Source organism: Collimonas sp. OK607, from assembly GCF_900111995.1.
GTDB lineage: Bacteria > Pseudomonadota > Gammaproteobacteria > Burkholderiales > Burkholderiaceae_D > Collimonas.
Genome location: NZ_FOKF01000077.1, coordinates 1 through 7,446, shown reverse-complemented (window position 1 = coordinate 7,446; position 7,446 = coordinate 1). Strand labels below are relative to the sequence as shown.

7 protein-coding genes are annotated in these 7,446 nt (G+C 49.5%); 5 read left to right on the top strand and 2 right to left on the bottom strand.

Going from position 1 to position 7,446, the window contains the following annotated elements:
* From BM029_RS25255 to BM029_RS25245, 3 genes are all read left to right on the top strand, one after another.
* Nucleotides 1-308: IS3 family transposase (locus BM029_RS25255; protein WP_139217346.1), on the top strand; the 308-nt coding region annotated here is incomplete at its 5' end.
* Nucleotides 309-620: 312 nt separating this feature from the next.
* Nucleotides 621-1,736: a dsDNA nuclease domain-containing protein gene (locus tag BM029_RS25250; RefSeq protein WP_092440781.1), complete on the top strand. Its 1,116-nt coding sequence runs from the start codon at nucleotides 621-623 to the stop codon at nucleotides 1,734-1,736.
* Nucleotides 1,733-3,670, top strand: coding sequence for an AAA family ATPase (locus tag BM029_RS25245; protein WP_092440779.1), 1,938 nt, complete (start codon nucleotides 1,733-1,735; stop codon nucleotides 3,668-3,670). Before BM029_RS25250 ends, BM029_RS25245 begins: the two co-directional genes overlap by 4 nt.
* Before the next feature lie 202 nt (nucleotides 3,671-3,872).
* Here BM029_RS25245 and BM029_RS25240 read toward each other — a convergent pair whose 3' ends face one another.
* On the bottom strand, nucleotides 3,873-5,129 hold the full coding sequence (locus tag BM029_RS25240; RefSeq protein WP_092440777.1) for a phage integrase N-terminal domain-containing protein: 1,257 nt from the start codon (nucleotides 5,127-5,129) through the stop codon (nucleotides 3,873-3,875).
* 1,040 nt (nucleotides 5,130-6,169) lie between these two features.
* On the opposite strand from BM029_RS25240, the gene BM029_RS25235 reads away from it, so the two are divergent.
* Nucleotides 6,170-6,634: a hypothetical protein gene (locus BM029_RS25235; protein WP_092440775.1), complete on the top strand. Its 465-nt coding sequence runs from the start codon at nucleotides 6,170-6,172 to the stop codon at nucleotides 6,632-6,634.
* Nucleotides 6,631-7,281, top strand: coding sequence for a StbB family protein (gene stbB, locus BM029_RS25230; protein ID WP_092440773.1), 651 nt, complete (start codon nucleotides 6,631-6,633; stop codon nucleotides 7,279-7,281). Before BM029_RS25235 ends, stbB begins: the two co-directional genes overlap by 4 nt.
* 36 nt (nucleotides 7,282-7,317) lie before the next feature.
* Here the strand turns inward: stbB and BM029_RS25800 are convergent.
* Nucleotides 7,318-7,446, bottom strand: a 129-nt coding sequence (locus tag BM029_RS25800; RefSeq protein WP_371329166.1) for an IS3 family transposase, incomplete at its 5' end; no start/stop codon positions are given.

Genomic DNA, 7,446 nt, shown 5'->3' with positions numbered 1-7,446 from the left:
GAGGCAGCCAGTATGCCAGTCACGCGTTTCAGGACCAGCTCAAGAAATTCGGCATGACTTGCTCGATGAGCCGGAAAGGTAACTGCTGGGACAATGCCCCTACGGAGAGCTGGTTTAACAGTTTCAAGAATGAACGCTACCATGGCCTGCGTTACGCTACGCATGCCGACATGAAGGCTGCCAGCTTCGAATACATCGAAGTCTTTTATAATCGCAAACGGCAGCATTCGACGCTTGGATATCGCTCACCAATCCAGCACCTCGAACAATGGGCCAGTGAGCAAAATCAGGAAAAGCGGGCTGCATAAAATCCACCTGATGGAAGACGAAATATCGAGGGAACCTCACTATGCCACCGAGGAGTCAGATTAAATGTTACCTTATAATAGATTTTCGTAGCAGCTAAGCTTTCGGATACAGAATAGTTTGGGAGGGCACGTATGTGACGGACGCTGGGGAGCGCCGTTGCTTCTGGTTCATGTGAAAGGTCGATGACATGCTAACGGTGTCAATTTTCCTCCCGCCAAGGGTACCTCGGTTCCAAACTCTTTTCGGCCCGTACGTCACTCCTCGGTGCCAGCTCTGTGCGGTTTGAATAAGAACAAATATAGGGATAAAGCATGTCCGGCATAGCAAGTCCTGCTTTGGTATTGGCTGCAAAAGACCCAGGTGATGAGGTCGCTCGAAGATTTCGATTCCAATGGACTTGGGCGGCGATTGCATGCTGCACCCTTCTAGATAAGACGCAGAAGATTCGCGAAGTATTTTGCGAACACCACGAAGACATCCTTATCAAGCATGAAGATGGTACATTCAGCGGCCTACAAGTTAAAACACGGGAAGGTGGTCAGGACGCGTGGCGCACCACTGATGAAGCAGTACGAACCTCTTGTGCGCGGTTTTGCAAGCTGGACGAACAGTTTCCCGACCAGTTCGTCGCGTTCAAGTTCCTGACTAATCATCCGATTCGGACCGGTAAGACCGGGAAGGACCTCAAGTACGTACTGGGCGAGATTGCCAAAGGCAAGGATTCAGCTGAAGCGCTTCCGAAACCGGTTCAGGCATTTCTCAACATCGTTTCGCGCCTTGCCGAATGCGACGATATGATTGTGCGGCGCGCACTAGAGAAGACATCGGCGGACGATACGTTACCCAAACTTGCCGACGTCGAGATGCGCTTGATTTCGACTTTGACCGGTGAAGAGCTGTGGCCGCGGGCCGCAGAACTTGTTCATGCTTCTGTTGCACGGGCCGCTAAATATCTCGTAACCGAATGCAGCCGCGCTTCTTCGTTGGCACACAAGGATGTGTTACCGGGATATCTGCCGATAACATCGATGCCCCTTGCAACAGAGGTCAGTGCGCGAATTGAAGGAAAACGTATTGATGCCGCAAAACTCCTGTATGTGCTGGAGGATGGCCTTTCCGGTACGTTACCGCTGGATGGACCGACTGAACGCCTTCCAGAACTGGGGAAAGGCAGCCCTGCTCTTCTTAGTACAAAACTCAACGCCGGTGGTTTTTCCGCTATCTCGTTGAATTCAGCGGCGGACCTTCGAAACAAGGCCGAATATCTCGGGCTGGTAGCTGAGAACCCAGTCTTCGAAGCACACTCTCGCCGCGCCGGGGCGTTGAAGCGCCATCTCGACTTAACCGCCACGAACCTGATGAAGTTCATCTACCAAACTTTCCCAGAGGTCATCTCTCTCCGTTCCAACGCGGTCATCCCTACATGAAAATCCAGCTCAATTACCTGAACGTTAGAACGAAGAAAACCGTAGAGAGCATCACGTTTTCGCCAGGCGTTACATTCCTCCACGGCCCAATTGGCAAGGGGAAGTCAAGCGTCGCTCGAATGATTGACTACTGCTTCGGTGGAGAGCTTGAGCGTACACCCGCTATACAACTTGAATTCATTGCAGCGGAACTCTCGTTACGCCTTGGAGACTGTGAATGTCTGTTTGAGCGTGCAGCAGACGATACACAGGCAGTCAAAGTGACTTGGACGAAGCCATCCGGCGAGCAGTTCTATTTGAATGCCCCGCTTGCTGCCACCGAAAAACCGATTTTCGCGGAAGTCGTCTGCAGCTTAAGTGACTTGATATTCTTCTTATGCGGCGTCACGCCCATCAAAGTTCGAAAGCGCAATAGGGACCCAGACTCTCCGCTCATCCGATTGAGCTTCCGTGATATCTGGTGGTATTGCTATCTTGAACAGGCTCATTTGGATTCTTCGTTCTACCGCTTAGAAGACCCGTTCCGTGGTCGCAAGAGCCAAGACGCGATGCGTTTCTTCACTGGGCTGCACTCTGACAGGCTGAACCAGCTAGATGGCGAGCTGTTCCAGGCGCAGGACCAGCAGCGTGTGAAACGTGAGACCGTGAAGCAGATTCGCGTCTTTATGGAGCAGTTTGGTTGGAGCTCGGAGATTGACTTGGCTGGCGAAATCAACGGGGCTAAGGAACACCTCGCGCAGGCCACAAACACACGGAAACAACTTGACGCCACCCGACTGGCCACGACACATCCAACCGATCCGCTACGCATCGAATTGCGACAGAGAGGTGCGAAGGTTGAGCTGCTGCAAGTCGCAATCCAAGATGCAGAGCAATCGATGTCTGAGCAATATTCATTGAGAGCAGAGCTCATTACCGCAAAGACCAAGGCAAGCCGGGCAGAACAGGCCGGTCAGATTCTGGAGGGCGTCGCTTTTCTTCGCTGCCCCGAGTGCGGCGCCGACATAGCCGGTCGCACGCATTCACATGACCACTGCCGGTTATGCTTGACGCCGTCGCAGCAGAGTCACGAATATCCGGGGGTCGAACTTGAAGCTCTTCACAGGGATATGAACGACCGAATCGAGCAGATAGGAGATTCCATCCAACGACGTGAGCGCGAGATAGCTCGGATGCACCGTCTGTTGGCGGGCGAAATCTCCGAAAAGGAGGCCCTAGATGCGCAACTCCAAACAGAATTGGCTCGCTATGATTCGTCCTTTGTGGAGAGCGTCCGAGCCAGTGAGCGCGAAATAGCAACTTATGCTGAGCGCATCCGTTCACTCGAACGCCTGGAAAAGATGCCGCTTGCCATTAACACACTCGAGGAAGATGCTGGCTCCCTACAAGGGAAAATTGACCTGTTGAAAACAGCAAGCAACGCCGAGCGAGAAAAGCTCAGGATTGCCGATGGAAATGTCGCCGAGCTTGAAGCCGAGTTCAAGCGAATTCTTATCGATGTCTCATTCCCTGGAATCTCTGAAATCGATGACGTTATCATCAATCCCCGCAACTGGGAGCCAATAGTCAGGCACAAAGAACAAGAATGGGGATTTTGGGACACCGGCAGTGGAGGAAAAAAAACTCTTTTCAACGTCTGCTACGCCTTGGCCGTCCACTCAGTCGCGCTGAGAAAAAATCTACCAATTCCGAATATTCTCATCATCGATAGCCCTACGAAGAATATCAGCGAAGATAAGGACCCTCAGCTTGTACGCGCACTATACGACGAAATCTATAAGCTAGCTCTCGGTGTGGACGGAAAGCACGTACAGTTTCTTTTGATTGACTCGGATTTGGTGGTTCCGGCAACCGAACTGGGTGATTTTATTGAGCGACGCATGGCCGGGGAGCCTTCGGCACCGGCCCTGATTTCCTATTATTTTGGACCATGATTGCTTACTAATACTCTGATGAACTAAAATCCAACTGCCTCTCTGTTCGGAGCCCAACCAAGCCTGCGTTAACGCAGGCTTTTAGCATGGTATCTGTATATTTGCGTACTAGATTGACCCATTTTTTTGGCTGGTGATGATCCAGCAAGGTGGCTGACAATACGCGCGAACAATTTCCCAGCTGTGTTTAGCGTGTTGCATTTCAAGCTGCCTTTTCGTTTGATTTCAATGCCGTCTTCGTTAGAGTCAGTGCAGAACTCTGGATGGCAATGCCAATTTCCAATTCTGGCTTCATCCATTTCACTCCATTTCTAAGGCAATATATTCTCCACAACTCTTGCACCTGAGGTAACGTCGCCTCGACGTACAACTGCTCCAACGTGTTACGGATGTGGATGCAATCTTCGCGCCATTCGTCATTGACCAGGGGTAATTCTTGTCCTGCCAGTACAGCCAACCCAGCATCAATATTTTTTAAATACAGATCGGCGGCATCAAGACTGCTCTGTTTCCCAAACGAGCAGAAATAAGCATTCATGACACTGATACGGTGATGGCCGAGCGCTTCGGATATTTTTTGTAATCGGCTTTTTAATTCCTCTCGATCCATTTGGCCACGCGCCCCCCCCATGCTTGGAGGAATGATGCCGTTGATCAGGGCGTGGTTTTCAGCAAATTGAGCGCGCAAACCGTGGCCCGTTACGCCGTAGCCATTTTTTGTGAAGCCGAGCGCCGCCATCAGGTTGTCGTAACGGGTCAGGTTTTGCTCCAATGTGGCCACCTTCCCGCCCTTTGTGAATTCCCACCCTAACGGGCAATTCATTTTGGCTTTCGATTTTACGTAGTCAAGGATTTGACGCTGCGCGTCGGTCATCGACGGGATGTCTCGTTCCCTCCCGCCTTTTCCCTGCCCTGGGTAGATGGCAAAATATCGCCCGTAGTCCTGGGCATGCACATCACACTTTAAAACCTCTTCACGCCGCAACCCAAAAGCCAGCTCGATCCGCAGCATCAATCCCAATTGCCGATCCCGTGCATCAACTTTCTCAAATATGGACAGCATGTCCAGGCCGGCCGCATCCCAACTCTTTGGCTTGGTTGCAGCTGAATGCACGATCAAAAACTTGGGATCGACATCATGCAGGTAGTCATGGACTTTTTTCACCAGGCAAGGTTTTCCCATCATCTTGCAAAAGCACCGCAGACGCGAAAGATCGTTTTGGATGGTTTTGAACTTCTTCTTTTGAGTGAACCACCAGTCGCGCACGAGAAGGTCAATGTGACGATCTTTTAAATTATGTGGATCTTCAATCTTGTACCCAAGCGCATGCCAACGGCGCATTGACGCGTAAATCACCGCCCTGGTCAGCGTTTGGGTTCTCTCGGATGCCTTGTTGCCATTCATCCTTTTCGCTCCGTGCACAGCTAAAACTTGATTCACTTTCTGTTCCCACTTCATACCACCCTCCAATTAGTCAAAAATTCCTTCAGCCAGTCGGGAAGGCGCTTATGCAAATCGGCGACTTCCTCACTGGTCAACCTATCGCTACTACTGTCACTGCGTGGCGGGGGATGGAACCCATCATAAATAATCAAATTTCGCGTCGGCCTTCCACCTTGCCAATTCACCAACACGCCAGCGCCTTGCGGCTACCAGTTTCTTTGCCTACATCGGCAAAGAGCAGAACATTCACGCAGTTTCTCGCGGCGCACTCCGCCCTAGGGCGGCTTGGGTAGTGCACATACCCGATTTGTAAATGTACCAACCGAAGCTGGCGTGAGTTGGGGCGGCGGGCGCGGCCAGATTGCCGCGTCTTCATCCACCAGGGTGACGAGCCCTGTTCACAATTTTTGTCGTCTTGATTCTTTTATTTGTGGGAGGCACTGACTCTCAGGCGAGGTCGAGGAAATTGAATATTTGAAGGGGGTGAGCGAGGGCGGAATACCGTCGCGGTTGATGTTTTTGATGCCGATTTTTTTCGGTGTTTTGAGCCTAGGATTTGCGTTCTGTCTTTGTTATGTCACCGCTAATCGCTTGAAAGTCTTATAAACAGAGCATCTGCGTCTCCCTCTGTCTTTGTCTGTATTTTATTTCTGTTTTTTAAAAAAGACGATCATCGAGACATCCTGAGAAAAAGAATGCGATGAGTCGCCTTGAGTGCTACGTAGTGCCACAGGTGTGGCTTCGTGAAATCTGTTCTATGCAGTTGAATAGAGCAGATGGAATTGAGATTGGGTCGATGCCGCGAAGCGACATACAAAGAATGCCATAGATGTTTTTCCCATGTCAATCAAAGTTCTTCTCAAAATGCCACCGCTTTTGAACAAACAGAGAGCACATAGATTTCCATAATCTAATCAGTTATCACCGCGTAATCGGCGTGTGCCACCAAGTTATCGAGGAGTTATCACAGGGTGATCACAGAGTTCTCGATTTTTAGCTCAATCTGACAAATGCGCGGACAGTCACGATGAATTTACAACTTTACAGGAGTTGATATGACCAATGAAAAATTTCTAGTCGACCACTTGATATCAACGTCCGGCAAGAAATCAAATACTACGAAACTATCAGAAATACTTGATCAAGTAGAGCAAGCGATTTCAAATGGTGTGTCCTATGCAGAAATCGTACAAGAAATAGAAAAGCAAGGAATTATGAAAATAAGTATCGCCTCTTTCAGGCTGGCGCTGCACCGCATTCGCAAGAAACGAATACATGACAAGGGAGTACATGCAACGTTGCAATTAGCCAAGGATTCCGCAGATATTACAAATCCTACGATAAATTTAAACGAATCGGCAAAAGCATCCATATCGTCAAATGCAAAAATGACGTTGCAGGAAATTCAGGACCAGGATCCCCGTCTGACCTCAGCAGACCGACGAGCCAGATTTTCCGACCAATATATTCAAGAGCCCATGCACCCGCGCATTCAACAACTACTGGAGAAAAATAAATGAAGAAAAATATCAAAATTGCAGTGATCAATTTTTCTGGAAATGTTGGAAAGTCGACTATTTCAGATCACCTCCTCTCTCCTCGCCTCAATAACGCTCCGGTTATTCCCGTTGAAAGTATTAATTCGGACGGATTAGATCGAGATCAATTTCGCGGCAAGCAATTTGGCGAGATACTTGAAACACTCGGACTCATGGATGACGCAATCATCGATGTGGGTGCGTCGAACGTCGAAGATTTTATTCTCTTCATGACCCAGTATCACGGATCCCATGAGGATTTCGACTATTTTGTTGTTCCTACTGTAGCTAACCTCAAGCAGCAACGCGACACCATATCCACAATCGGGGCATTGTCTGATATTGGAGTGCCCGCAAACAAAATCCGCATTGTGTTCAATATGATGGGCTCCGATGAACAAGTCGAGCGCGTTTTTTCTCCAATCTTCGCGTTCTACGAAGAAGAAAAATCTTTCCAATTGACTTCGACTTCCAGGATTCATCTTAATGACATATTCGGGAAATTGCGCGGCGCTAATCAAACAATCGCCGGAATTCTCAACGATGAAACTGACTACAGGGCGCAACTCAAGGCGGCAACAACACCAGAAGACAAGTTAAAGATCACGCGGTCAATATCCCTCAAGTGAGGTTCCCTCGATATTTCGTCTTCCATCAGGTGGATTTTATGCAGCCCGCTTTTCCTGATTTTGCTCACTGGCCCATTGTTCGAGGTGCTGGATTGGTGAGCGATATCCAAGCGTCGAATGCTGCCGTTTGCGATTATAAAAGACTTCGATGTATTCGAAGCTGGC

Coding starts and splice junctions, on each gene's coding strand:
- BM029_RS25250 (WP_092440781.1), top strand. CDS start 621: ATGTCCGGCATAGCAAGTCCTGCTTTGGTATTGGCTGCAAAAGACCCA.
- BM029_RS25240 (WP_092440777.1), bottom strand. CDS start 5,129: ATGAAGTGGGAACAGAAAGTGAATCAAGTTTTAGCTGTGCACGGAGCG.
- BM029_RS25235 (WP_092440775.1), top strand. CDS start 6,170: ATGACCAATGAAAAATTTCTAGTCGACCACTTGATATCAACGTCCGGC.
- stbB (WP_092440773.1), top strand. CDS start 6,631: ATGAAGAAAAATATCAAAATTGCAGTGATCAATTTTTCTGGAAATGTT.
- BM029_RS25245 (WP_092440779.1), top strand. CDS start 1,733: ATGAAAATCCAGCTCAATTACCTGAACGTTAGAACGAAGAAAACCGTA.